The sequence below is a fragment of the Halomonas sp. NYA30 genome, from assembly GCF_976980765.1.
Map to the genome: position 1 here is coordinate 1938086 of NZ_OZ334477.1, position 25639 is coordinate 1963724.

The 25639-nt window shown below is 56.1% G+C and carries 23 protein-coding genes and 1 pseudogene; 19 read left to right on the plus strand and 5 right to left on the minus strand.

Going from position 1 to position 25639, the window contains the following annotated elements; genetic code table 11:
- Nucleotide 1 precedes the first annotated feature (1 nt).
- Nucleotides 2-1171, minus strand: coding sequence for an isovaleryl-CoA dehydrogenase (locus tag ACWI0H_RS08835; protein WP_008956737.1), 1170 nt, complete (start codon nt 1169-1171; stop codon nt 2-4).
- Between the two features lie 87 nt (nt 1172-1258).
- Complete coding sequence (locus ACWI0H_RS08840; RefSeq protein ID WP_485875917.1) at nt 1259-1726, minus strand: MerR family transcriptional regulator; 468 nt, start codon at nt 1724-1726, stop codon at nt 1259-1261.
- 361 nt (nt 1727-2087) lie between these two features.
- Here ACWI0H_RS08840 and ACWI0H_RS08845 point away from each other — a divergent pair, with 361 nt between their 5' ends.
- From ACWI0H_RS08845 to ACWI0H_RS08890, 10 genes are all read left to right on the plus strand, one after another.
- Nucleotides 2088-2879 carry an ABC transporter ATP-binding protein gene (locus ACWI0H_RS08845; protein ID WP_485875918.1) on the plus strand — a complete coding sequence of 264 codons (792 nt, stop codon included), beginning with the start codon at nt 2088-2090 and terminating at the stop codon, nt 2877-2879.
- A complete protein-coding gene (locus ACWI0H_RS08850) occupies nt 2876-3619 on the plus strand; it encodes an ABC transporter ATP-binding protein (RefSeq protein ID WP_485875919.1) in 744 nt (247 codons plus the stop codon). The genes ACWI0H_RS08845 and ACWI0H_RS08850 overlap by 4 nt, the downstream gene beginning before the upstream one ends.
- Before the next feature lie 186 nt (nt 3620-3805).
- Nucleotides 3806-5029, plus strand: coding sequence for an ABC transporter substrate-binding protein (locus tag ACWI0H_RS08855; protein WP_176303184.1), 1224 nt, complete (start codon nt 3806-3808; stop codon nt 5027-5029).
- A 90-nt stretch (nt 5030-5119) separates the two neighbouring features.
- The gene (locus ACWI0H_RS08860; protein WP_176303185.1) at nt 5120-6007 is read left to right on the plus strand and encodes a branched-chain amino acid ABC transporter permease; all 888 of its coding nucleotides are present in this window, start codon (nt 5120-5122) and stop codon (nt 6005-6007) included.
- A 5-nt stretch (nt 6008-6012) separates the two neighbouring features.
- Entirely contained in the window at nt 6013-7005 is a 993-nt protein-coding gene (locus tag ACWI0H_RS08865; protein ID WP_485876187.1) for a branched-chain amino acid ABC transporter permease, read from the plus strand.
- A 262-nt stretch (nt 7006-7267) separates the two neighbouring features.
- Complete coding sequence (locus ACWI0H_RS08870) at nt 7268-8422, plus strand: acyl-CoA dehydrogenase family protein (protein ID WP_295708962.1); 1155 nt, start codon at nt 7268-7270, stop codon at nt 8420-8422.
- Nucleotides 8423-8438: 16 nt separating this feature from the next.
- Complete coding sequence (locus ACWI0H_RS08875) at nt 8439-9554, plus strand: enoyl-CoA hydratase/isomerase family protein (RefSeq protein WP_485875920.1); 1116 nt, start codon at nt 8439-8441, stop codon at nt 9552-9554.
- On the plus strand, nt 9551-10498 hold the full coding sequence (mmsB, locus tag ACWI0H_RS08880) for a 3-hydroxyisobutyrate dehydrogenase (protein WP_485876189.1): 948 nt from the start codon (nt 9551-9553) through the stop codon (nt 10496-10498). The genes ACWI0H_RS08875 and mmsB overlap by 4 nt, the downstream gene beginning before the upstream one ends.
- A 190-nt stretch (nt 10499-10688) precedes the next feature.
- Entirely contained in the window at nt 10689-11315 is a 627-nt protein-coding gene (locus ACWI0H_RS08885; protein WP_485875921.1) for a glutathione S-transferase family protein, read from the plus strand.
- A 99-nt stretch (nt 11316-11414) separates the two neighbouring features.
- The gene (locus ACWI0H_RS08890) at nt 11415-12164 is read left to right on the plus strand and encodes an SGNH/GDSL hydrolase family protein (protein WP_485875922.1); all 750 of its coding nucleotides are present in this window, start codon (nt 11415-11417) and stop codon (nt 12162-12164) included.
- Nucleotides 12165-12208: 44 nt separating this feature from the next.
- Here the strand turns inward: ACWI0H_RS08890 and ACWI0H_RS08895 are convergent, their stop codons facing one another.
- Nucleotides 12209-13132: a ketopantoate reductase family protein gene (locus ACWI0H_RS08895; RefSeq protein ID WP_485875923.1), complete on the minus strand. Its 924-nt coding sequence runs from the start codon at nt 13130-13132 to the stop codon at nt 12209-12211.
- 132 nt (nt 13133-13264) lie between these two features.
- On the opposite strand from ACWI0H_RS08895, the gene ACWI0H_RS08900 reads away from it, so the two are divergent.
- From ACWI0H_RS08900 to ACWI0H_RS08940, 9 genes and pseudogenes are all read left to right on the plus strand, one after another.
- A complete protein-coding gene (locus ACWI0H_RS08900) occupies nt 13265-13891 on the plus strand; it encodes a LysE family translocator (protein WP_485875924.1) in 627 nt (208 codons plus the stop codon).
- 53 nt (nt 13892-13944) lie between these two features.
- A complete protein-coding gene (locus ACWI0H_RS08905) occupies nt 13945-14535 on the plus strand; it encodes an O-methyltransferase (RefSeq protein ID WP_485875925.1) in 591 nt (196 codons plus the stop codon).
- A 101-nt stretch (nt 14536-14636) separates the two neighbouring features.
- Nucleotides 14637-15128, plus strand: a complete 492-nt coding sequence (locus ACWI0H_RS08910; RefSeq protein WP_485875926.1) for an arsinothricin resistance N-acetyltransferase ArsN1 family B — start codon at nt 14637-14639, stop codon at nt 15126-15128.
- 399 nt (nt 15129-15527) lie between these two features.
- Entirely contained in the window at nt 15528-16937 is a 1410-nt protein-coding gene (locus tag ACWI0H_RS08915; protein WP_485875927.1) for an aminotransferase-like domain-containing protein, read from the plus strand.
- Nucleotides 16938-17036: 99 nt separating this feature from the next.
- Complete coding sequence (locus ACWI0H_RS08920) at nt 17037-17492, plus strand: FixG Ig-like domain-containing protein (protein ID WP_485875928.1); 456 nt, start codon at nt 17037-17039, stop codon at nt 17490-17492.
- On the plus strand, nt 17489-19546 hold the full coding sequence (locus tag ACWI0H_RS08925; protein WP_485875929.1) for a putative bifunctional diguanylate cyclase/phosphodiesterase: 2058 nt from the start codon (nt 17489-17491) through the stop codon (nt 19544-19546). Before ACWI0H_RS08920 ends, ACWI0H_RS08925 begins: the two co-directional genes overlap by 4 nt.
- A gap of 269 nt (nt 19547-19815) precedes the next feature.
- Nucleotides 19816-22553 (plus strand): annotated as a pseudogene (locus ACWI0H_RS08930) (ATP-dependent Clp protease ATP-binding subunit).
- Nucleotides 22554-22695: 142 nt separating this feature from the next.
- A complete protein-coding gene (locus ACWI0H_RS08935; RefSeq protein WP_101147050.1) occupies nt 22696-23115 on the plus strand; it encodes a phosphate-starvation-inducible PsiE family protein in 420 nt (139 codons plus the stop codon).
- 159 nt (nt 23116-23274) lie between these two features.
- Nucleotides 23275-24243, plus strand: a complete 969-nt coding sequence (locus ACWI0H_RS08940; protein ID WP_101146953.1) for an LLM class oxidoreductase — start codon at nt 23275-23277, stop codon at nt 24241-24243.
- A gap of 47 nt (nt 24244-24290) precedes the next feature.
- Here ACWI0H_RS08940 and ACWI0H_RS08945 read toward each other — a convergent pair whose 3' ends face one another.
- Nucleotides 24291-25112 (minus strand): CmcJ/NvfI family oxidoreductase, encoded by an 822-nt coding sequence (locus ACWI0H_RS08945; RefSeq protein ID WP_485875930.1) that lies wholly within the window; start codon nt 25110-25112, stop codon nt 24291-24293.
- A 283-nt stretch (nt 25113-25395) separates the two neighbouring features.
- Nucleotides 25396-25578: a hypothetical protein gene (locus ACWI0H_RS08950; RefSeq protein ID WP_485875931.1), complete on the minus strand. Its 183-nt coding sequence runs from the start codon at nt 25576-25578 to the stop codon at nt 25396-25398.
- Between the last annotated feature and the right edge of the window lie 61 nt (nt 25579-25639).

A 25639-nucleotide genomic window follows, 5' to 3' on the forward strand; every position in this document is an offset into this window, starting at 1 on the left:
TTTATTTGCTTTCGGTGAAGAGTTCGCGGCCAATCAGCATCCGGCGAATCTCGCTGGTACCCGCGCCGATTTCATACAGCTTGGCGTCGCGCAGCAGGCGCCCGGTGGGGTACTCATTGATATAGCCGTTGCCGCCGAGCAGTTGAATGGAGTCCAGCGCTACTTGAGTGGCTTTTTCGGCGCAGTAGAGAATCACACCGGCAGCGTCTTTGCGTGAAGTTTGGCCACGATCACAGGCACCCGCCACAGCATAAAGATAGGCGCGGCAAGCGTTCAGGGTGGTGTACATATCCGCCACTTTGCCCTGCACCAGTTGGAACTCACCAATCGATTGATTGAACTGCTTGCGCTCGTGGATATAGGGCATCACCACATCCATGGCGGCCTGCATAATGCCAATCGGGCCTGCGGCCAATACGGTGCGCTCGTAATCCAAACCACTCATGAGTACGCGTACGCCTTTGCCTTCCCCGCCTAGAATGTTTTCAGCGGGAACGGCGCAGTCCTGGAAGACCAGTTCACACGTGTTGGAACCGCGCATGCCCAGCTTGTCGAGCTTCTGGGCGGTAGAGAAACCGGGCATACCTTTTTCGATAATAAAGGCGGTAATGCCTTTGGAGCCCGCTTCCGGGTCGGTTTTGGCGTATACCACCAGCACATCGGCATCCGGACCGTTGGTGATCCACATTTTGTTGCCGTTAAGGATGTAGTGGTCGCCATTCTGCTTGGCACGCAATTGCATCGAGACCACATCAGAGCCTGCGCCGGGTTCCGACATGGCCAAAGCGCCCACGTGATCGCCGCTGATCAGCTTGGGGAGATACTTGGCTTTCTGTTCGGGGGAGGCGTTGATCTTGATCTGGTTAACGCACAGGTTGGAGTGGGCGCCGTAAGAGAGCGCTACCGATGCACTGGCCCGCGAGATCTCTTCCATGGCGATACAGTGGGCGAGATAGCCCATACCGCTACCGCCATCCTCTTCAGAGACGGTGATGCCGAGCAGACCCATATCACCAAACTTCTTCCACAGATCATTAGGGAACTCGTTATTGCGGTCGATTTCGGCAGCGCGGGGAGCAATCTCGCTGGCCGCAAAGGCGTTGACCTGCTCACGCAGCATGTTCAGCTCGTCATCGAGGCCAAAATTAAGTTCTGAGTAGTGTGAAAACATGGTCAATCACCTGTTGCAGATTTTTGTATTAGCTTGTGTTAGCTATTTGTGTCGGCGAGTCGAGCTGGCGGTATGTCGCGCGACGAGTCAGTGCATAGTGGCGGAAGAGGGAGCAGACGCTTTGTCGGACGTACCCGTGCGCTCCTCTTCGTTCTGTTTTTCCTGGGGCTCTTTTTCTAGTAGTTCTTCGAGTGCCTGGCGGCAGCGAATCTCAGCACTTTCAAGCTCTAGCTGCACCATGGTGATGTCTTTCATTTGTTGGTCTAGCGCCGCACGGCGTTCGCCTATCTTGCTAAGCATTAGATGCAGCTGTTTTTTGCTGCCGCTGCGGGTTTCGTCCCAAAGCTCGAACAGTTCACGAATCTCTGCCAATGAAAATCCCAGCCGCTTGCCGCGAATGGTAAGTTTCAGCCGCACACGGTCTTTGCTGCTGTAAACCCTGGTTTGCCCACGCCGGGAAGGGTGGAGCAACTCCTGATCTTCATAAAAGCGAATGCTACGGGTAGTTAAATCAAACTCGCTGGCCAGTTCACTAATCGAGTAAGTTCTGCTCATGGTGTCGTTCTCTCAAAAGGCATTGTTCTTAAGGACAGTTCCTAAGAATAAGTCCCAAGATATGCTTCCTATGGAACACTGCCAATGAGGCTAAAACAAGTTTACGTTAACGTAAAGCTATTGTTGTTAGCAGTTGAAAAGCGTTGAATGCTTGTAAGTGACTGATATATAACTTTTGCAGTCGCTTTTTTATGTGTGAAAATAGCGCTGATAGACCAAAGTTGTAATTGTATTGCCATACTGAGAGTTGCTAGTTTGCACGTACATCTTACGTTCAGGTAAGGCGGCGGCAAGCGATTTCGCTACTTCCTTATTACCTGTAATAGAGTCAGCACGACAACAATAAGAGGCTTGCCACTCTATGAGTGCAAACGATGTCCTTCAGGGACCTGTCCTCGAAACCCGAGGGCTAACCAAAGAGTTCCGTGGGTTTACCGCTGTGGACGACGTTAATCTTCAGGTACAGGAAGGGCATATTCACGCGCTGATCGGCCCCAATGGCGCCGGTAAAACCACTGTGTTTAACCTGCTGACCAAGTTTTTGCCGCCTACCCGTGGCGATATTTTGTACCGCGGACACTCCATCACCAGTAAAAAATCCAACGAAATTGCCCAGTTGGGTCTGGTGCGTTCGTTTCAGATATCAGCGGTGTTTGCCCATATGACGGCGCTGGAAAACGTGCGTGTGGCACTGCAGCGCAAACTGGGTACCTCGTTTCACTTTTGGAAATCTGAAAAATCGCTGGATCACCTCAATGAGCGAGCGCTTGAGCTGCTAGAAGAAGTCGGATTGCGTGAATACGCCGACACCTTAACGGTAGAAATGCCCTATGGGCGCAAGCGGGCGCTTGAACTTGCGACCACACTGGCACTAGACCCCACCATGATGCTGCTTGATGAGCCGACCCAGGGCATGGGCGCTGAAGATGTCGATCGGATCGTGGCGTTAATTAAGCGCGTGTCGAAAGGGCGCACGGTATTAATGGTGGAGCATAACTTAAGCGTTGTTAGCCGCTTGTGCGACCGCATCACCGTGCTGGCACGGGGCGCGGTATTGGCCGAGGGCGATTACGATACGGTCTCTCGTAACCCACTGGTGCGTGAAGCCTATATGGGCAGCGACGCTGCAGAGGAAGAGGGAGCCACGGTATGAATACCGCTGAAGCGCAAGCACCGATCGAGAATGCTCAAAGCCTGGAAATGTTGCGGGTGCAGGATCTACACGCCTTTTATGGCGAGTCGCATATTTTGCACGGGGTCAATTTTGATGTGAAGCGCGGCGAGCTGGTGACCCTATTGGGCCGCAACGGCGCCGGGCGCAGCACCACGCTGAAATCGATCATGAACATGGTGGGGCGGCGTACCGGCTCAATCGTGATTAACGGTAATGAAACGCTGCACATGAAGCCGCACCATATTCCTCGGCTAGGGATTGGCTACTGCCCAGAAGAGCGCGGCATTTTTGCCAGTTTAGATGTGCATGAAAATCTCTTGTTGCCGCCAACGGTTCGCTCCGGCGGCATGAGCCTCGATGAAATCTACGCCATGTTTCCGAACCTCTATGAGCGGCGTAGAAGCCAAGGTACGCGGCTTTCCGGGGGTGAACAGCAGATGTTAGCCATGGCGCGCATCTTGCGTACCGGGGCGCGCATGCTGCTGCTGGATGAAATAACCGAAGGGCTCGCGCCCGTTATCGTGCAGAAGCTGGCGGAAGTGCTGGTGAAGCTCAAGGAGCGCGGCATGACCATCGTGCTGGTGGAGCAGAACTTCCGCTTTGCGGCGCCCCTTGCGGATCGCCACTTCGTGATGGATCACGGTCAGATTGTCGAAGAAATCAGCGCCGCGCAGCTGCCATCGCGCCGGGATCATCTCAACTCAATGCTGGGGGTATAACGCTCGGTTTATAGGCCACTCGGTTTATAGACCTTCAAATGCACTTTACGCCAACAATTTCGCTGCTCACAAAACAACAATTTTAATCAGTAATCTGCAGTACGCACTTTCACGACAGCTCAACGACTACTCGACCACGAGTCAAGAACTACACAACAACAAAGGCCCCCGGGCCAGGAGACGAACATGACCTTTATGAAAAAAACGCTGGCTGCCAGCATCGCCGTTGCAGCAGCTTCAAGCCTTGCTGTGTCTACTGCTCAGGCTGATATGAGCGACGGTGAAGTACGCATTGGCTACCTGGCCGATATGTCCGGCACCTATCGCGACTTGGCAGGCCCAGGCGGCCTGACCGCGATGGAGATGGCGGTGGCCGATTTTGGTGGCAGCGTCAATGGTGCTCCCATCGTGATTTCCAGTGCGGATGACCGTAACAGCGCCGACGTAGGTGCCAATACTGTGCGCGGCTGGATCGATCAGGATAACGTCGACATGGTAGGCGGCCTGGTCGCCTCCTCGGTCTCGATTGCAGTTACTAAAGTGCTGGAAGAGAACAACGGCCTTGGGATCGTTTCCGGCTCTGCAGCATCAAGCATTACCAACGAGCACTGCACGCCTAACCACATCCACTGGGTCTACGATACTTATCCGCTCGCTAACGGTACCGCCAAAGCGGTCGTTGAGCAGGGCGGCGATACCTGGTTCATGCTGACGGCTGACTATGCATTCGGTCATGCGCTTGAAGCCGACGTGACAAAAGTCGTGGAAGAAAGCGGCGGTGAAATTGTCGGCGGTGTGCGCCATCCGTTCCCGACTAACGACTTCTCCTCTTATATCCTTCAGGCCCAAGGCTCGGGTGCCAAAATCATTGGCTTGGCCAATGCCGGTGCTGACACCGTTAACGCGATTACCACGGCCAGCCAGTTTGGTTTGACCCAATCCGGCCAGCAGCTAGCGGGTCTGTTGATCTTCCTGAATGACGTTCACGCCCTTGGCCTGGAAGCCACGCAGAACTTGCTGCTGACGACTGGCTGGTACTGGGATATGGACGAGCAGTCCCGTGAATGGTCACAGCGCTACTTCGATGAAGTGGGCCGTATGCCGACCATGGTACAAGCCGGTATCTACTCCAGCACGATGCACTACCTGAAAGCCGTGGAAGCCGCTGGCACTGACGACCCTGAAACCGTGCGTGCTCAGATGGCTGACATGCCCATCGAGGACTTCTTTGCCCGCAATGGCCGCATTCGTGAAGACGGCCGCATGGTGCACGACATGTACCTGGCTCAGGTGAAAACGCCAGAAGAGTCGACCGGTGAGTGGGATCTTTATGAAATCCTCAGCACCATTCCCGCCGAAGAAGCCTACCGTCCGCTGTCTGAAAGCCAGTGCAAATTGGTACAGAACTAATTTTCGGACTCGCTAGCAATCGCAAGTGACGTTTAGTACCGGTTGGCGGCAAGTTGCCGCCAACCGTTTGACGGCGAGGAGAATCGCGTTATGACGATGATATTCGGCGTGCCATTGGCCGTCTTCATGGGGCAGCTGACGCTGGGCCTTGTGAATGGGGCCTTTTACGCACTGCTTAGCCTGGGTCTGGCGGTCATCTTCGGCCTGTTGAAGATCGTCAACTTCGCCCATGGGGCGCAATACATGTTGGGGGCTTTCGCCGCGCTGTTGGGCTTTCGTTACCTGGGCATTAACTACTGGCTGGCGCTGTTCCTGGTGCCACTTGTAGTTGGCGCCTTCGGGGTATTGCTGGAGCGCTTTCTGCTGCGCCGAATTGCCCACCTGGACCACCTTTACGGATTGCTGCTGACCTTTGGTCTGGCGCTGATTTTTGAAGGCACGCTGGTCAACTTTTTCGGTGTTTCCGGCGCGCGCTATGCAACACCCGAGATTTTGCAGGGTGGCTTGAACCTCGGCTTTATGTTCCTTCCTACCTATCGTGCCTGGGTACTGGTCGCTGCGCTGGCAATGTGTCTGTTTACCTGGTTTATGATCGAGCGGACGCGGTTGGGGGCCTACCTGCGGGCGGGCACTGAAAACTCGCAATTGATGCAGGCCTTTGGCGTCAATGTTCCGCTGCTGATCACATTGACCTATGGCTTTGGCGTTGCCCTGGCCGCGTTTGCCGGGGTGCTTGCCGCGCCGCTCTACCCGGTATCACCTACCATGGGCTCCAGCCTTCTCATCGTCGTGTTCGCGGTGGTGGTTATCGGCGGCATGGGTTCGATATTAGGTGCCATCATTACGGGCCTTGCGATGGGTATCATCGAAGGGCTGACCAAGGTGTACTACCCAGAGGCCTCCAATACGGTGATCTTCTTCGTCATGATCCTCGTGCTCATGTTGCGCCCCGTTGGGCTGTTCGGTAAGGAGGCATAAGCATGATGACGGAAACTCAATCAATGGCAGCACCATCCGCAGTACTAGAGCGCCAGAAGCGCGCCAAGTTTCGCCGCAATATGTTCTATCTGGCGTTGATCGTGGTAGGGCTGGTGGCGCCATTTTTGGCCTACCCCGTGTTCTTGATGAAAGTGCTCTGTTTTGCACTGTTCGCCTGCGCCTTTAACCTGCTGCTTGGTTATGCTGGGCTGTTGTCCTTCGGCCATGCGGCTTTCCTGGCTACCGGTGGCTACGTAACGGGTTACCTGTTGGCGAGCTACCCAGGGCTAACGCCAGAGCTGGGTATTATCGCTGGCACCTTGCTGGCCACTCTGCTGGGCGTGCTGTTCGGGGTGCTCTCCATTCGCCGCCAGGGCATCTATTTTGCCATGGTCACCCTGGCCATCGCCCAGTTGGTGTATTTCATGTTTGTGCAGGCGCCGTTTACCGGCGGTGAGGATGGCTTGCACGGCGTTCCCCGCGGCGAACTGTTTGGCTTTATCAGCTTGAGCAGCAACCTCGCGATGTACTACTTCGTGTTTGCGATTTTCATCTTCGGCTTTGCGCTGATTCAGCGCACGGTGCACTCGCCGTTTGGTCAGGTGTTAAAAGCGATTCGTGAAAACGAGCCCCGCGCGGTATCGCTTGGCTACAACGCCGATGCCTACAAGCTGGTAGCGTTCGTTATCTCTGCCGGTTTGGCCGGGCTGGCCGGTTCGACCAAAACCGTGGTCTTCCAGTTGGCCTCGCTGACCGATGCCCATTGGCATATGTCTGGCGAGGTCATTCTGATGACCCTACTGGGCGGCGTGGGAACGCTGCTGGGCCCGCTGATGGGGGCGGGCGTAGTGGTCAGCCTGCAGCATATTCTGGCGCAATCCCCGCTGGGGAACTGGGTGAGCGTGATCCTTGGCATTATCTTTGTGATCTGCGTGCTTAGCTTCCGCAGTGGGATTGTTGGAGAGCTGGATAAGATGTACCGAAAGAACTTCAAGTAGCCGCTTTGAACAGTGGCTGCTTGAAAAAAGTTCTCTGTCCCGTACTTATTGGTTCTTCCCGTTGGGCGCCGCTTGGCGCCCTTTTTTCTGCCTCTTTTTTCAATCACCTTTTTCAATCCCATTTTCTGTATGACGGCCGAGCTTCTACACCTAAGGTCGCAAACGTTGGCATGTTGCTTGTGGGCGGGTAAATGGATAAGTTAACGTTAACGTCAATTACAACGACAATAGCAGTGCGCACGCGCATTCGCGGAGATACACCATGAATTTTGAACTTAACGAAGACCAGGTCGCCTTTGCCGATATGGCGCGGGCGTTTGCCCAAAACGAGCTGGAGCCCCATGCGGCCGAGTGGGACCAAACCTCGTTTTTTCCAGTCGATGTGATTCGCAAAGCGGGCGAGCTGGGATTTTGCTCGCTGTATGCCCCAGAAAGCGTGGGTGGTTTAGGGCTTTCGCGGCTGGATGCCAGCATCATTTTCGAGCAGCTCGCCATGGGCTGCACCTCGACCACCGCGTATCTGACCATTCATAACATGGTGACCTGGATGCTGGCGGATTTCGGCACACCAGATGCCGTCGAGCAGTGGGGCGCAAGGCTAGCCACGGGTGAGCTGCTGGGCTCCTACTGCCTGACCGAGCCTAACTCAGGCTCCGATGCCGCCTCGCTAAAAACCACCGCCAAGCGCGATGGCGATCACTACGTGCTGACTGGCAGCAAGATGTTTATTTCCGGCGCGGGTAGTACCGATTTTCTGGTGGTAATGGCGCGCACCGGTGGTGAGGGGGCGAGCGGTGTGTCGGCGTTTGCGGTCGATGCCAAGAGCGACGGCATTAGCTACGGGCGCAAGGAAGAGAAGATGGGCTGGAACAGCCAGCCCACTCGCATGATCACGTTTGAAGATGTGCGGGTGCCCGCTAATCATTTGCTCGGTAACGAAGGCGACGGCTTCAAAATCGCCATGAAAGGCCTTGATGGGGGGCGGATCAATATTGCTACCTGCTCGATCGGCACTGCCCAGCAGGCGATTAACAAAGCGCGGGAATACATGCTGGAGCGCAAGCAGTTCGGCAAACGGCTCGCCGAGTTTCAGGCGTTGCAGTTCCGCTTGGCCGATATGGTCACCGAGCTGGTCGCTGCACGGCAATTGGTGCGTATGGCCGCTACCAAGCTGGACGCTGGCCACGCCGATGCGCCGACTTATTGCGCCATGGCCAAGCGCTTTGCCACCGATGTCGGCTTCAAAGTATGTGACGAAGCGCTGCAAATGTACGGCGGCAACGGCTATATCAAGGAGTACCCCATGGAGCGCTACGTGCGCGATACCCGGGTGCACCGGATTCTCGAAGGCACCAACGAAATCATGCGCCTGATCATCTCCCGCCGGGTATTGGCAGACGGCGCCACCGAGCTGTAAAGGATAAGGAATGCCCATGAGCAGTGTACTGTTTACCGAACACCCCGCCCAAGACGGCCACGTCATCGCCGAAATAAAGCTGGATGCCGAGCGCTCGCTGAACGCGTTAACGCTTGAGATGTGCGAAGCGATGTTGCCGCGCCTGCGCGACTGGGCCACCGATGAGCGCGTGGTGGCGATCCTGCTGGATAGCGCTGGCGAGAAAGCGTTTTGTGCCGGTGGTGATGTCGTCAATCTGTATAAAACGATTACCGGCGAGGGCGACCCCAGCTTTCCCGAGCGTTTTTTCGAAACCGAGTACCGACTCGACTACCTACTGCACACCTACCCCAAGCCGGTGATCTGCTGGGGGAGCGGTATTGTAATGGGCGGCGGCATGGGGCTATTGAGTGCCAGCAGCCACCGCGTGGTGACCGAAACCTCGCGCTTGGCCATGCCGGAAGTCACTATCGGCCTTTACCCGGATGTGGGCGCCAGCTGGTTCTTGAATCGCCTGCCTAACGGAACCGGGCGCTTTTTAGCCATGACCGGCTGTCAGGTCAGCGCGCCGGATGCCGTTCACCTCGGCCTGGCCGACCGCTGTATTGCCAGCCACCACCGGGATGCATTGCTGCAACAGCTGATCGATGCGCGTTGGGGTAAAGGGGCCGACACCGATGCCCACGGCGTGGTCAACCGCATTATGCGCGAGTTAGAGCAGACCTCGCAGCCGGTGTTTGCCGAGCTTGAAGCCCCCGTTTATCAGCACGCATCACTGATTCGCGAGCTGATGGATCACGACAGCGTCGAGCAGATCGTTGCCGCCATTGGCGCGGTAAAAAGCGAGAATAAGTGGTTCAACAAAGCGCAGAAAACGCTGGCTCACGGCAGCCCGGTGTCCATCAAGCTGATCGATGAACAGTTGAAGCGCGCCAAACACATGTCGCTGGCGGAAGTATTCCAATTTGAAATGGCGCTTTCGGTGCAGTGCTGCCGGCACCGCGAATTTCCAGAGGGTGTGCGCGCGCTGCTGGTCGATAAAGATGGCCAGCCCGCATGGACTTATCCGGACGTCGCTTCGGTCGAACAGAGTTTTATCGATGAACTGTTAGCTTCGCCGTGGGAGACCAGCCCGCTCGCCGATCTAAAATAACTAGCAGCCCTAACGTCACTCCTCATCAACAAATAATAAGGACAACACGCATGACTACCGTCGCGTTTATCGGTTTAGGCAATATGGGTGGCCCGATGGCCGCCAACCTATCGAAAGCGGGTTTTAACGTTCGCGCTTTTGACCTTTCAGAAGACGCACTAGAAACAGCCAAAGCCAACGGCTGCGAAGTCGCGTTTTCAGCCCAAGAAGCCGCCACCGGTGCGGATTTTGTCATCTCAATGCTGCCCGCAGGCAAGCATGTGCGCGGACTCTATGTTGAAGGCGATACGCCGCTGTTCGAAGTGATCAAGCAGAGCGCGCTGGTGATCGACTGCTCCACGATTGATGCCGATACAGCCCGCAGCGTAGCCGCCGAAGGCGAGAAGCTAGGCGTTGGCTTTGTGGATGCGCCGGTTTCCGGCGGGGTAGGCGGCGCGCAAGCGGGCACACTAACGTTTATCGTGGGTGGCTCGGAGGCTCAGTTCGAACAGGCCAAACTAGTGCTGGACGTGATGGGCAAAAACATCTTCCACGCCGGAGACCATGGCGCCGGGCAGGTGGCCAAAGTGTGCAACAACATGCTGCTATCCATCCTGATGGCGGGCACCTGTGAAGCGATCAATATGGGCGTCAAAAACGGCCTCGACCCAGCGGTGCTATCAGAAATCATGAAGCAGAGTTCCGGCGGCAACTGGGCTCTCAACGTTTACAATCCCTACCCAGGCGTCATGGAAAACGCCCCCGCTTCGAAAAACTACCAAGGCGGCTTCCAGGTAGACCTGATGATCAAGGATCTGGGCCTGGCCATGGATGTCAGCCAGCAAAGCGCCTCCGCAGTACCCATGGGCTCCGCCGCCCGCTCGCTGTTTACCCTGCATAAAGCGAAAGGTAACGGCAAACTCGACTTCTCCAGCCTGATGAAGCTGTATCAGGATGAAGCGTAAAACGAGAGGCGAGAGGAGTAAGAGGTGAGGGGTTGTAGCGCGTGGTAACGAGTAGCGAGTGCAACGAGAAACGAGGCACCCGTATGGACGGCCCCGCGCGAATGGGCGGCAAAGCCGCCCCCAACTTGCCACCCAACCCCGCGAGAGGCAAACTCAGCTTCCTCACTCTGCTCAAACAAAAAGGATTGCCATGATCACGCTTTGGGGCCGCAACAACTCCACCAATGTCAAAAAAGTACTCTGGGTGCTAGAAGAGCTGGAACTGCCCTTTGAGCAAATTCAGGCGGGACTTCATCACGGGGTCAACAACACCCCAGAATACCTGGCCATGAACCCCACCGGGCTGGTGCCGCTACTCAAAGACGACGCCACCGATAGCGTGCTGTGGGAATCCAACGCCATTATTCGCTACCTGGCCGCCCAATACGGGCAGAACAAGCTTTGGATCGAAGCGCCCGCCAAGCGCGCCCAAATGGAAAAGTGGATGGAGTGGGCCAACAGCACGCTAACGCCAGCTCACCGCAAGATCCTGATGGGATATGTCAGAACATCGCCCGAAAATCGCGATAACGCCGCCATTGAAGCAGCGGTGAAAGAGTGCGAAGCGCTATTTGCCATCATGGATAACGCGCTGGCAAATCAGACCTGGTTTTCTGGTGAGGAATTTGGCTTGGGCGATATCGCCATCGCGCCCTTTATTTACAACATGCTCAACAGCGGCCTAACCTGGCAAACCCACCCCCACCTGGAGCGTTGGTACCAACAGCTCACTGAACTGCCTAGCTTCCAAAAAGTGGTGATGATTCCGGTGACGTAATGCTTGAACTTGAATGAGGTAAGCACTTTCATTCTTGGTGGCGAGTAGCGCTTTGCTAGCCTAGTCTTACGTAGGAAGAACAAAAATAGAGGAAATCACATGCTTCTTACACGACTCAGCTTCATCAGTGGCTTGGCAGCCATCGCGTTATTCGCTGGAAACATAGCTTACGCTGCCGACGATTCTACCAAGCGAATTATGGTCTATGGAGACTCCAATACATGGGGTTACATACCCGTAGAAAGTGGCCCTACTACGCGTTATTCAGCAGATGTGCGCTGGCCAGGCGTTATGGAAACCGAGCTTGGCTCCGAATATGAAGTGATTGAGGAAGGCTTGAGCGCACGCACAACAGATGTACCTGATCCTTCACTCCCTCATATATCCGGCGCTGGGCTTGATGGTTCCGCCTATTTGTCATCCGCTATCGCAACACATCATCCGCTTGATTTAGTTGTGATCATGTTAGGTACGAATGATGTTAAGGAAATGTTCGATCGCTCACCGTTCAGAATTGCATTGGGTATGGGAAAGCTGATCGATATTGTTGAGCAGACTGGCGGTGGAGTCGGAACCTCATATCCAGCGCCAAAGGTGTTGGTGCTCTCACCGCCTCCACTGGGAAATGTAGCGCCTGAGGAGCGCGCCGAAAGGTTCGCTGGCGGTGTCGAGAAAACGGAAGCACTTCCCGCTCTCTACGAGGCAATTGCAGAAGCTGCTGGCGCGGAATTTTATGATGTCGGTACGCTGGCAACCACGGATGGAGTAGACGGCGTTCATTTCTCTTCAGAAACGCACAATGCGATTGGCGTCGGCGTTGCCGAAAAAGTCATGTCAATTATGGAGTAATTGGGTGCTGTAGTGCCTAGCATCCCTTCTCAATGATGAAGCGTTCATAAATAAATCGCTTCTAACTCCGCTATCTCATTATTGAGCGCTTGCAACGTATTACATGCCAAACCATGGCGCCGCGCGCGCTCGATCAATGGCCCTAAAATCGCCTCCCGCTCGGTGGGGCGTTTGGCCTCTACATCCTGCAACATCGACGCCTTATTTTTCGCAGTGTTCTCCACCACTTGCCAGACCAACGCCAGCCACGCTTCTTCATCCTGGCCGTTATTGGGAGGCGCAATACCTTCGGCGAACATAATCGCCGCAACTTCCTTTACCACGGCTACCACACGGCCCGCATACTCCTCACTGCGCAGTTCACCATTACGCACACCATGTAGCGCCACCAGCGGATTGATTGCTGCGTTCACCGCCAGCTTTTGCCACAGCCGTTGGCTAATATCAGCCACCGCCGTAGCAGTAAACCCCGCCTGAGTGAGTGATTGCGCCAATGTTTCTGCCAACTCACCGTGCTGATTGTTCAAATCCCCCACAAAAGTATGCCCGCGCCCCGCATGCACCACGCCATCATCACCGGTTATGTAAGCCCCTTCAGTGGTGGTCGCACACAGCACCGGCCCCGGCCAAGCCTGGGTGATCCGCGGTTGTGCTAAAAATCCGTTTTGCCACAACACCAGCGGCGTAGTGGGGGGAAGCGAGTCAGCAACGTCTTCCAGCGCTGCCTCAGCGACCATCGCTTTAGTGGTGATATGCACAAAGGCGGGTGGTTCATACGTTTCAGGAGCCAACTGAGCAACAGTAAGAATGTTGAGAAGCCGCTTGCGTTGTTCGCCTTCCGGGGTGGTAAGCGTTTGCTGTGCAGGCAGCGCTCGTCGGCCAATTAGCGTGGTGGCCGCTAAAGGTGAAAGCGAATGAGCCAACAGGCGGCCAATGGCGCCAGGGCCGATAATCCAATGTAAAGACATGGCGATTACTTTGTTTGTGGTGGTAGCAGAAATTCAGAATGACAGAAAACGTTATAAAACCACTAGTAGAACGCTCCATCCTTTGTAAAGCTTATGCTAACTTAGCGTTAACCACTCGCCAGGTAGCGTCCCATGTCGATTGAAGTCTGGTTTGCCTTTGCTCTTGCATCCGTTGCCTTGCTCGCGATCCCTGGGCCGACGATTTTAACCGTGGTTAGCTACTCTATCGCCCAAGGTAAGCGTGCCAATATTCCGCTTGTCGCCGCGGTGGCGTTGGGTGATTCAACCGCGCTGATTTTTTCGCTACTCGGATTGGGTGCGGTGTTAGCTACCTCGGCCTTTTGGTTCACCGTTATCAAGTGGATCGGCGGTTTATATTTGCTGTATATGGGCATAAAGCTGTTACGTGCCGGTATATCGTCGGTGCAGCCGGTGTCTACAGCGGTATCAGGTTCGCGCTGGAAGCTCTTCAGCAATACCTATCTCGTTACTGCGATGAACCCAAAGGGCATTATCTTCTTCGTCGCTTTCTTGCCGCAATTCGTTAATCCAAATGACGACGCAGGGCAGCAGCTTTGGATTCTTGCGGTCACGTTCGTGGTGTTGGCAACGCTGAATGCCACTCTTTACGCTGTGTTCGCATCATCAGTGCGCAAGTTGTTGACATCACGACGTGCGCAGCGCCGTTTTAACTTCATTGGTGGAACGTTACTGTCTGCCGCAGGTGTGTGGGCGCTGCTAGCCAAGCGGCCCGCGTAAGCAAAAGCCGGTAAATCTGGTCACAGCAACGCTGTTTATATCTGGAGACAAACGTGAGTGGATCGCTTCAAAAGCTGTTAACGGAACTGGAGCAAATTGGCCAACAAAACGATGCCGCCGTTTCTGAACGCCCACGGCGTATGCTAAATATCACCCGTGATACGGGGGAGTTTCTGTCTGTGCTCGTTCAAGCAACCAATGCGCAACGAGTATTGGAGATCGGCACTTCCAATGGGTACTCAACTTTGTGGCTGGCCCAGGCTGCTCAGGTGATTGGTGGGCACGTTACCACTGTTGAATTTTCCGAATTCAAGCTTGAATTGGCCGCGAGGAATTTTGAGCGTTCTGGTCTCTTTGATGTCATTACCCAGCATCGAGGGGAGGCGGGTGAACTGCTCAAAGGTATGGACGATGCCTGTTTCGATCTGGTCTTTTTAGACTCAAATCGCTCTGATTATGTGCATTGGTGGCCGAATATCCGGCGCGTTTTACGCAAGGGAGGACTTCTCGTGGTGGATAACGCCACTTCTCATGCAGATGAAATGGCTTCCTTCGTGGCGCAGGTATCGGCAGACACCAATTTTATCACGTGCACTGTACCCGTCGGCAAAGGTGAGTTTTTGGCAACTCGGAGCGGTGGTTAAAGGGCAGCTTAGTGTAAAAAGGCGCTCCAGCTAATCTAAATCAGAGGCTAAATTTTGCAGCTCTATGAGCTTAAACCATTAAAATATTCACGGAATAAATCATGATCAGAGATGCTGTAAAGGGCGATTCAGCCGCAATAGCGCACATTTATAATTACTACATTGAAAATACCGTTATTTCATTCGAAGAAGCACCCGTGTCGGATTCAGACATCCAACTTAGGATTGAGAATGTTCAGGGGGTAGGGTTACCGTGGCTGGTGGCTGTGGAAGACGATGCTGTGGTGGGTTATGCCTACGCAACAAAATGGAAAGAGAGAAGCGCCTATCGATTTTCAGTCGAAGTCAGCGTCTACCTTTCCCACCAAATGCAAGGCAGGGGCTTGGGGGCAAAACTCTATGAAGCGATTTTTTCCAGGCTCAAAGAGGGTGGAATTAACGCTGTGATTGGTGGCATCACGCTTCCCAATCCAGCCAGTGTTGCTTTGCATGAAAAAATGGGTATGAGAAAAGTAGCCTACTTTGAAAAGGTAGGGTTCAAATTCAATCAGTGGCACGATGTAGGCTACTGGCAGCTAAACTGGCACAGCTGATTGTAACGCACGCGCCTGTCCATCTCGTTCTCAATCAACAACGCTGAAACGCCCGGCGCTCCCTCCAGCCCGACATACAAAAAGAAGCTAATGATGTAGCCAGTATTACGGGCGACTGATTTCTAATGACGGTAGTAGGCATAGTCTGGTAGCGTTGAGGCTAAGCAAAATTGGCCAATTGCAGGCTGCATGAATAAGACTAAACGCAGTCGATTACTGCTGTGAGACTCTTTGCTAGGAGCCCGCTTTCGACCGAGGGTGTGTGAAGATGTAGTGGCCGTTATAGTTTGCCATGATGGCCTATGCACTACCTTTGAACCCCTTTTAAAATGGGTGGATTACTGAATCTATTACGCCGATGATGGCATGGTCCACACTAAGTTCTGGGGGAGACTCTCTTTGGCTGAAGGAACGTACCGCTATCAGCAGCTGCAGCAGTGGATACTGCAAGGCATCATTGACGGTCGTTGGACGCCGGGGGATCGTCTACCATCCATTCGAGAGATATGTACACAACAGGGCGTGTCAAAAGCCACAGTCCAGCATGCCCTGCAGCGACTTGAGGCGCAGGGGTTTCTGGAGGTTCGGCCAAAGGCAGGCCATTTCGTTACCCTGGCGCCTAAAGCCACTGCACCGCCGAGAACCACCTCCCGTATTGAAGCGCCTCGCCCCGTCAATGTTAGTGATTTACTGCTGGACATTATGGATCGAAATGCCGCGTTCGACCTTCTGCCCGAACTGCATGCCGGCGAACTGCCACCAGGAATCGTAAGCCTCAACCGGGCCATTGGGAGGGCTCTTCGGAGGCAGCGTGGTGCCGACTTCCAGTATTACGACAAACCTGCAGGCGATCTGAAGTTGCGAGAGCAGCTTGGGCTTCTGCTGGCTAAACGAGGGTGGCCTGTTACGCCAGATGAACTATGTATAACCTCTGGCTGTCAACATGCCTTGTTCCTGGCGCTCATGGCCTGCTGTCAACGCGGGGACATAGTTGCCGTGGAATCTCCGGGTTTCTATGGGGTACTGCAGCTGCTGGAACAACTCGGTTTGCAAGTGATTGAAATACCAACCTCCACGGCAAGTGGTTTGGATATGGATGCCCTTGAAGAAGCCCTGGGGCGCTGGAACATCCAGACATGCGTCGTGTCTCCGGCGTTTGCTACGCCAGGAGGGGCGTTGATGTCCGAGGCTCCCCGGCGACGCCTGATGGCGCTGGCGGAAGAGTACGATCTGGCCATAATCGAAGACGATATATACGCCGAGTCCGGGTTTTCCCGGGTACCCGACACCCTTAAGGCGCTGGATGATAGCAATCGTGTCATCCACTGCAGTTCGTTTTCCAAGGTGTTGTCCCGGGACCTGCGCCTGGGTTGGATTTCAGGGGCACGCTGGCATCAGCGGATACTGAATCTGAAAATGGTGACTCAACTGGCCAGTAGCCGCTATTTGCAACAGGGCGTTGCAGCCTATATGGAAGAGGGTGAACTGTCCGCCCATCTTCGCAGGCAACGGAAGTTGATGAGTGAGCAACGCGACCGCCTACTGGCTTCACTGCTCGCATGGCCGGTGTCGGTAAGAGTGACGGCGCCCCAGGGCGGTCTGGCGGTCTGGCTGGAGCTGCCTGCAACGGTCGACACCCTGGCTGCATACCCCAAGGCGCTTGACGCAGGTGTTGTGATCACGCCCGGCCCGCTTTTTTCCGCATCGGGTAAGTATGGCAATTGTCTGAGGGTCAGCTTTTCCCATCCCTGGGATGAGCGAAGAATCCGCGCCCTGAATCAACTACCAGAGTTGCTGAATCTCACCTGACTGCCCATCTGTCCCTATCGAAAATTAAAAATTTGAACCTGCACCGATCCGGCGAAACTGGATAATCTCACTTTCAAATAGAACGAATGTAAGTGAGTAATGAGCCAGAATAAACTGCTTCGCAATATCGATACCAAGCCTTACAGCTCCAGGCTCATGGATAAAATTCATACCCGCAGTTTCAAGGGCTATTTCAGGCGCCTGAGAATCCTTGGTGGAGCCCTCCTCTTTGCCCTGTATTTTGGAACTGTCTGGTTAACCAGCGGAGACCGCCAGGCGGTCTTATGGGACCTTTCTGAATTGAATATCTTCAATAAGGGTCAGCACAGCCAGAGTTATAACATCGGTGTGTCTGGAGTGGACGGCCTGCAACTGAGCTCTGTAGCGACTGTGTCTGTAGGAGCAGGGGAGAGAGTTGAGCTGCCGGTTACCATATCCGTTGCACCGGAGTCCCTTGAGACTGAAGTCAGTGCTATCAATGTCCATCTTCAATCAGTGAAAGATCCGGCACTGAAACTCGTCGAGAACAGTAAATTTATGGGGACAATCCGATGACTGACCAGCCCGTGCATGAGGTCATGGATCGGCTTTCTCCCTCAATCTTCGCCGGTCTACTGACCGTCAATGGTGTGCTCACGTACGCCAATAAAGCCGCGTTGGATGCCATTGGCGCGCGAGCTGAGGATGTGCTGGGCCGACCGTTTGATGCCACCCCCTGGTGGGGGTTCTCAGACCAGAGCCGGCAACGTCTGCGCGATGCAATACGGGCCGCCGGACAGGGGCATACATCCCGTTTTGACGTGCTTATCCTTGATCGCAATGGTCGAGTGCGGACCATGGATTTCACCCTGCACCCGGTCTACGACGGCAAGGGAAACATCACCTATATGGTACCTTCCGCGCGCGACATCACGGAGCGCAGGCAGGCTGAGCGGGAGCTGCGGCTGACCCAGTTCGCAGTGGATAACGCGCGGGGCGCGATGTTCCAGATCGATGCCGACGGGCGGGTACGCTATGCCAATCGCGCGGCCTGCGACATGCTCGGGTACGCCCGCGAAGACCTTACAGGACGCTTGCTTTCCGATATCGATCCCACCATGACGGAAGGGGTCTGGCGGGAGCATTTGCACGAGTTGAAGGCGCAGGGCTCGGCACGACTTGAGTCACTCGCCCGCCGCAGCGACGGGGGACTGATCCCCATCGAGGTAACCGCCACTTACATCGAGTACGAAGGTGAGCCCGTCAGCTTCTCCTATGTCGACGATCTCACGGCCCGCAGGGCGTCCGAGGAGCGCATCCACTATCTAACCCGATTCGACGGCCTTACCCGGTTGCCGAACCGGACTGCACTCCACGAACGCCTCGAACAGGCCATCGAGTCGGCGCAACTCAGCAACTCGTCTGTGGCACTTCTGATTGTCGGGCTCGACCGCCTGGGGCTGGTCAACGACGCCCTGGGGCACGCGGGCGGAGACGAGGTGCTCCGCGCCATCGCCGAGAGGCTGTCCGCATGCGCGGAAATACCCGCGACCGTGGCCCGTATTGGCGGGGACGAATTTGCGATCATGTACACGACAGATACGCAGCAGGATCTCCATGCCGAGTATTGGACTCAACGCATCCTTGAGTCGGTCTCCGAGCCCTTGCGGATCAACGATCAGGAGATCTGCGTAACCTGCAGCATCGGTTCTGCAGCCTATCCATTCGACGGAGCGGACTCGGGAGAGCTGTTCAAGAATGCCACGTCAGCACTGCGCCGCGCTAAGGGCCGGGGGCGCAACATGCACCTGGCCTATGCCTCGGCGGCGGCCAATCGGGATCCGGAGCGATTGGCCCTGGAGTTGGCGCTGCGCGGCGCGCTTAAGCACGGCGAGTTCAGCGTGTATTACCAACCCCGTATTGACGTGGACAGCGGTGTCCCCGTCGGCGCTGAAGCACTTCTGCGATGGCATCACCCCCACATGGGCATGATCTCACCGGCGCGGTTCATCCCTGTTACGGAGGAGACAGGCCTGATTGAATCAATCGGGGAATGGGTACTACGTGCGGCGTGCGAGCAGAACCGGCTCTGGCGTGAAAGTGGCCTGATGCCCGGACGCATCGGCGTGAACCTCTCTGCCCGACAGTTCCGCCACGCAGACCTCGCGCTGCGGGTGGTACAACTGCTCAAGGAGACCGGACTTGACCCGCAACACCTGGAACTCGAGCTGACCGAGAGCATGCTCATGGAGGATGTCGATACGGCGGTCGCAACGATGACGTGCCTCAAGGATTACGGCGTGAGCATCGCGGTGGATGACTTCGGCACCGGGTATTCCGGCCTGAGCTACCTGAAGCGTTTCCCGATCGATACGCTTAAGATCGACCAGTCGTTCGTCCGCGAAATCACAAGCGATCCGGCCAGTGCCGCGATCGCCGACGCCATCATCGCCATGGCTCAGCGCCTGAACTTGGATGTTATAGCCGAGGGCGTGGAGACACCGGAACAGTGCCGATTGCTGCGTGAAAGCGGATGCCGGTATATGCAGGGTTACCTGTTCGCAAGGCCGGTGCCGACAGAGGATCTAACTAAACTGTTGCGTGTGGGGCACGTCGGCAGGCACCTCTGACGCGGTTTGTGTTGATGCGGCTTGTTCGAACACGGCCAGCAGTAAAAAAGAACCAGGGTATGGAGTTGGTGCTGGCGGTTCATTCGCCCGGGATGGCGGGGCCCTGCTGCTGCTTGCCGCCTTGCTTTCAGTCTACCTCGGGCTATACTTATTTAATCTTCTCCCGGGCTCTGCCCCCTCCCAAGTTTTACTGGGCTCCGCCTCTTCTCCAAGGCTTAGCGGTTCCTATATGACTGTTGTAAGCCATACAACGGTACAAAGGAGGGATCATGAACAAGAGTCCAGAAAAATCGCAGCAAATATCATGCGATATCTGCCAACAACGCCCTGCGGCTCTGCAGGTAACCGTTTCACAGGCCGGACGCAGACGCACTCTCAACGTATGCCAAACGGATTATTTGCGCCTGAGAGCACGAAGTGCCTCTCCGTTTGAATCCCTATTTGGAAGCGGGCTGCTCGCCGACGATTTCTTCGAGCGGCTGGCGCGAGACGAGGATTTCGGCTTTGGCAGGGTCGCCAGCCGAGAGAACGGTCGGCCGCAGGATAGCGAATCGGTCGCCCTCGGTGACTTACTTAGCGAGCAAAGCGAGCAGATTCTGCAGCAAGCCGCGGCTACAGCGACGGAGTGGGGTTCGCAGCTGATTGATACCAGCCACCTGCTTTACGCGCTGGCCGATAACGATGTGGTGCAAGCGCTCCTCAAGCGATACCAGCTATCGGCCAAGGACCTCAAGGCCCAGATTGAGCAACTGACACCCAAAGCTGCGAGCGAACCTGAAACGGACGGGCCTACAAAGATCGGCGTTTCCCCACGAGTGAAAGCCGCGCTACAGCGCGCCTTCCAGGCGTCGAGAGACCTCGGGCATGGCTATATTGGTCCCGAACACCTTCTGATCGGTCTGTCCGAGGAGGAGGGGCTGGCCAGCGACTTGCTGAACCGTTATGGCCTCTCAGCACACGGTCTTCGGCAGAAGGCTGTGCAGGTGGTCGGAAAGGGGGCACAGGAGGGGCGACTGCCGGAGCAAAGCGACACGCCCACCCTGGACAAGTACAGTCGGGATCTTACGGCATTGGCTAACGAGGACAAGCTGGACCCGGTGATCGGGCGAGCGGCCGAGGTCGAGACCCTGATCGAGGTTCTTTCCCGGCGCCGCAAGAACAACCCCGTTCTTATCGGTGAACCGGGCGTCGGCAAGACCGCCATCGTCGAAGGGCTGGCGCAGCGAATTGTTCACAACGAAGTGCCGGACCTGTTGCAGAACAAACGGGTGGTTGAGCTAAACATCAATTCGCTGGTGGCGGGTTCCCAATATCGTGGTCAATTCGAGGAGCGGATCAAACAAGTCCTCGACGAGATTACGTCCCACCAAAACGAGATTGTGCTGTTCATCGACGAGCTGCACACCATTGTCGGCGCCGGATCGACCGGGGGCGAAGGCGGGCTGGACGTCGCGAATACCCTCAAGCCCCAACTGGCGCGTGGCGAACTGCATTTGGTCGGGGCGACCACGCTGGCCGAATACCAGAAGCACATTGAAAAAGACGCAGCGCTAGAGCGGCGGCTGCAACCGGTGTTCGTCGCCGAACCAACGATTGACCAGACCATCAATATACTAAGGGGGCTCAGGGATCGACTGGAGGCTCATCACAAGGTGACGATCACCGACGAGGCGATTGTCGCTGCAGTGGAGATGGCCGACCGCTACGTCACCAACCGGTTCCTGCCGGATAAGGCCATTGACCTGATAGATCAGGCGGCTGCCCGGGTACGAATCGGTGGCACTTCGCGGCCGCCGGAGCTTCACGAGCTCGGTGCACAGATCGACCAGCTGCGGCGTGAGCGTGACTACGCATCCAACCGCAAGAATTTCGAGCGCGCGAGCGCGCTGGAAGCTCGTATCGAAGAACACCAGGGCGACTATGACCAAGGCCTGGAGGAATGGAACACGACCCGGAGCACTAGCGCTAACCAGGTGGGCGTCGAGGATGTGGCACAGATCGTTTCGCGCCTGACCGGCGTTCCGGTGGCAGAGCTCACCACGGAGGAGCGCACCAGGCTGATGGAGATGGAACAGCGTCTGCATCAGCGGGTCGTCGGTCAGGACGAGGCAGTAAGAGCCATATCCGATGCCGTGCGTTTGTCTCGCGCCGGGCTGGGCGACCGTCGCCGTCCCATCGCAACCTTCTTCTTTCTCGGACCCACGGGCGTGGGAAAGACAGAGCTGACCAAAGCCCTTGCGGAAACAGTATTTGGTGATGAGGAGGCGATGATCCGCGTTGACATGAGCGAGTACATGGAGCGGCACACGGTCGCGCGCCTTATTGGGGCGCCTCCCGGGTACGTCGGGTTCGAGGAGGGGGGCAGCTTACCGAAAGGGTACGCAGAAAGCCGTACAGCGTCGTTCTGCTTGACGAGTTCGAGAAAGCACACATGGATGTCCAGAATGTGTTGCTGCAGGTCTTCGAGGATGGGCGGCTCACTGATGGCAAGGGGCGTGTGGTGGACTTCACCAATACCATCATAATAGCCACAAGCAATATCGGTTCTGATCTCATCCGGGAAAACCTCGAGGCCCCGGAGGACGAGCGCAAGGACGCCGCGGAATTGAAGTCGGAACTGTTGAACGTGCTCCGTCGTTATCTCCGCCCGGAGTTCATCAACCGCATCGATGAGATCATTGTATTCCACGCACTCGACCGCAAACAGATCCGTGACATCGTAGGTATGCAGCTCGAGCGCGTGAAGCGTATCGCGCACGGACAGGGCTTGACGGTGGAGTTCGACGACTCGCTCATCGACCATTTGGCGGATGTCGGCTACCGGCCAGAGTTCGGTGCGCGCGAACTTCGTCGCCAGATCCGATCCCTGATCGAGACGCGCCTTGCGAGTGCCGTATTGCGCGGCGACATAGAGGAAGGCGATAGCCTGCGCTTCATCTACGACAAGGATCGAGGTGAAATCCATTGGGAGAAGGAAACAAAGGTGCCTGCCACCGAACCGGAGTGACGAAGCCGCGCGGGCGGCGGACAGGAGGGCATGATACATGTCCAGAGGAAAGCCCCTACAAGGGGGTGGCGGTAGTAGGTCGCGCCGCGTAGGTTCCGCACTCGCTGGACGGTTCTCAGAGACACGCCTTGCTTGGCCGAACATGTCCTACTACCAGCGCTTCGAGCAGATTGTGGCGATAATTCTCACGCTGCTGCTCAGTCTCGTGGTCGCGGTGGCTCTCGTCCATCTGACCTGGCGCATCCTCACGCTGATTGTGCTTGGTGTTGTCGATCCTGCCAACCAATCTGTCTTCCAAGTGGTCTTCGGCATGGTCATGACGTTACTGATTGCCCTGGAATTCAATCATTCCGTGCTGAGTATAGCCGAGCGTCAGAATAGTATCGTGCAAATCAAGACCGTCCTGCTAATTGCGCTCCTCGCTCTGGTTCGAAGGTTCATTATCCTCGATGCCACAAAGATCGACCCCATGACTCTGCTGGGGCTGAGCGCGGCGATTCTGGCTCTCGGCGCAATCTACTGGCTGGTGCGAGAGCAGGAGGGGAGGCAGAAGCGCGAATAGTGAAGAGGCTAGCGGGAGGGTCGTTACGAGAGTGAGGTGCGCGCGAATCATGACACCATGATGCTCAGTGAGTATCAACCCGGGTCGGGTAGGCTTGTCGCACTCGACTGTACCGCTGTATCCCGCGGCCTTGCAGCGGGAATAAATGGAGGAAAGGGCATGTTTACTCCGAATTCCATTCCCTATCAGCAACAAGCTGGCTTTCAGCGCACCTATCGCCAAGGCCGCCTGAGCCTGGGCCTTTTCTTCCCTCTCGAAGCCTTTACCGGCGATATGCCAACTATGGCCAACCAGGTAAGCTTGGCCCAACTTGCCGAACAATTGGGTTTCTCTGCCCTCTGGTTTCGCGACGTGCCGTTACGCGATCCCAGCTTCGGTGATTCCGGTCAGGTGTTCGATCCCTGGGTCTACCTGGGTTTTATGGCAGCACACACTCGCTCGATTGCGCTGGGTACCGCCTCGGTCATCCTGCCAATCCGTAATCCCCTACACACTGCCAAGGCCGCAACGAGTGTTGATCAGCTCAGTGGTGGCCGTCTGTTACTCGGCGTGGCTTCCGGTGACCGTCCAGTAGAGTTCCCAGCATTCGGTGTCGACCCGGAGCAACGCGGCAGCCTCTTCCGCGAATACCTCAAGGTATTTCGCGAGGTTCAGCGCAGCAGTTTCGTACCTATAACCTGGTCCGGCGGCACGCTTCAAGGAGCTGATCTGATTCCCAAGCCAACCACAGCGGAAATTCCATTCTTCGTGACCGGCCATAGCCGCCAGACGCTGGAGTGGATCGCCCGCTACAGTCATGGGTGGATCAGTTATCCGCGACCCCCGAAGGCCCAGCAAGCGGTTGTCGAGAGCTGGCGCACGGCGGTTCGTGATGAATGTGGCGAGCTGTTCAAACCCTTCACCCAGTCACTTTACCTCGACCTGACAGATAACCCGCAGACACCCCCACGGCCGATCCACTTGGGGTATCAACTGGGACGGCATCACCTTATTGCGCTGCTCCACAGTTTGCAGAAGATCGGCGTAAACCATGTGATTATCAATTTGAAATACGGCCAACGCCCCGCCGGTGAGGTGATTGAGGAAATCGGGCAATTCGTTTTACCTGACTTCGCCATGTCGACATAAGCCGGTCAGATACTGTACGGAGGAGGCCGTCGCCAGGTGGTCAACACCTAACCGAAGAAGGCCAGGGTGCGAACCTCGATACTCTCGCGAGGCGGGGCTCCTGGCGGCGTATGGGGGTCCTGGAAGGCGGTATGGGGAGTGAAGCGGGCACGGCCGTCGTGGCGTGAGTCATACCCTTTGATTAGCAAGGCTTCGTCACGGCGCATGTCCGGAAAATAGTACCAGCGCTGGCGCGGATTGTAGGCCAAGTGGTAGATCTCACCGATACGATCCGGGTAGACCAGGTCGGTGGCCAGCAGGTCATCGGGGTCGAGCGTCGATGCGTCCAGCAGGGCCAGCGGCGAACGCTTGACGGGCCCGCTTATCGGGCGCCAGAGGTTGATCTGAGCCACTGGCACCGCTGCCAGCGCGTCGGCCTGTTCGCTGCCCAGCACGTCGCGGATACGTTCAAGCCCCGAGCGCTCGGTGTAGTCATTATGCACGCGGCTGGCCGGGCCGCGAATGCCCCGTTGCTCGGCATCGCTACGCCGGGTGTGGTCGAAGATGACGACCCGGCTCGCCCCCGTCAGTTCTTTGATCAAAGCCTCGACTTCGGCGTAGTAGACGCTTTCCACCAACGTATCGTCGTAAAGGTCGTCGACCACCGTATCCCGCCGATGAAGTTCGAACCCCTGCTTGTCCAAAGATAGGCTGTCTACCAGTGGTCGGCCGTTGTATATCGTGACATCGCGCTCCTCCTGTTCTGCAAAGTAGCGCGGTTCACTTTCACCGGTCAGGGCTTCGGTATGCACATAGGGCTTCGCGTCGTGCTTGACCAGATAGGTGAGCGTCGTGGTAATGCTGTCGGGCATATCAGTCGTGCGCTGCAAGAAACACCTCCCGATCCGCTGAGCGCGTCCAGAGTGGTGTCACCGTGGAGTCGCGATAGCTAGTGTGGGTTTCTTCACTACCAAGTATAGGCCATCAGACGGGAACTTTCCCTGCCTTGACCCTGTTCTTTGGCAAATGTTACGTCGCGTTGTAATCGCTCACTGGGTTTACCTTCGCGTAGTGGGCTATAGTGTTACTAGAGTTCCACTCTGTATTTCCTTTACCCGTCAACCTGAGGTCATTATGGCCGAGTCGACCCACAATCCGAACGGTCAGCCGGCCTCAACCGACACCGTGTATGGAATGCCGGCCTATGCCGATAGGGCGGCGGCCGTGAACGAAGTGCATGCACGCCCACACCTCATGATTCAGGCCCCGAGGCAGATGTCCGAGCCGCCTGGCCAGCGGCACCGCGATGACCGCAGCCACCAGGTATATAAACGCCTGAACAAAGTAGTCAGTCATCAGTTATGTCCTTGGAGTTATGATGATTTCTGGTGTACGAGGAGATAGGTGGATGGCGTAT